At 27.3% G+C, this 845-nt stretch carries 1 protein-coding gene and 1 pseudogene; both read right to left on the bottom strand.

Annotated features, from left to right (window positions below):
- Window positions 1-256 (bottom strand): annotated as a pseudogene (locus tag OL66_RS03880) (hypothetical protein); the annotation flags it as partial.
- A 401-nt stretch (window positions 257-657) separates the two neighbouring features.
- The coding region (locus OL66_RS04030) for a hypothetical protein (RefSeq protein ID WP_034172342.1) at window positions 658-845 on the bottom strand (188 nt) is incomplete at its 5' end.

The raw sequence follows: 845 nt of genomic DNA, 5'->3' as shown, positions 1-845 counted from the left end.
GGGTTGGTTCGTTAAAATACCAAATTATTCCTGTATAAATAGCTGTTGCAATTAATATTGTTAAACCTATGCAAGGTCCTATAACTGGTATTCCAAGACAAGATAAACCCAAAATGAGGCCAAATGCAATAATAATACTATTAAATATGTAAGGAATTAGTTTCAAAGGAAATCCTAACCATTCTAAAAAATTCTTACCGCGTTCATTTATATAATGAGCCAAATCTTTGGTTTTTTCCCAAGCAGCTTTAGCCATTGGTCCAATTTTAGCTGCTGATTCAGGGAAGAATTTAGAAATGATAAGCCATAACGCCCCTCCAATTAGTGTGATTAGTAATAAAGTAAGGATTGGTTTTGTTATTTTTTTGATTATTTTTACAAACCAATTATCTTGCTTTTGTTGGGTTTCAACAATTATTTTTGGGAGTTTTGGATTGTTTTTGTTAATTTGTTTTGAAGGTTTTTTGATTATAGGTGATTTTGTAATTGTTTTTATTTGAGGTTGATTTATTTTTAATTTTTTTATAGGTATTTTGGTTGGTTTTTGAGTTGGTGGTTGTTTAATAAGGGATTTTGTTTTGGTTTTTTTTACATTGGGTTTATTTGGTGGTTTTGGTTGGGTTTTTTGGTGATAATTATTTTTTTAGCCATATGATTTTACTCGCTTTCTTGATTGGATTTATTTTGATTTATTATCATTTCTTCTAATTTATCTATTTTTTCATTAATTTTTTTAAAATTACTTTGGGTTTCTTGTTGGAATTCGTCCATTTCCTTTTCAATAAGGTTAATTTTTTCTTTTAAATGATTGTTTTGAAGGTTAATATGTTTTTCTAAATTATTAT

Source organism: Chrysanthemum yellows phytoplasma, from assembly GCF_000803325.1.
In the GTDB taxonomy this organism is placed as follows: Bacteria; Bacillota_I; Bacilli_A; order Acholeplasmatales; family Acholeplasmataceae; genus Phytoplasma; species Phytoplasma asteris.
This window is presented reverse-complemented; position numbering and strand designations above follow the sequence as displayed.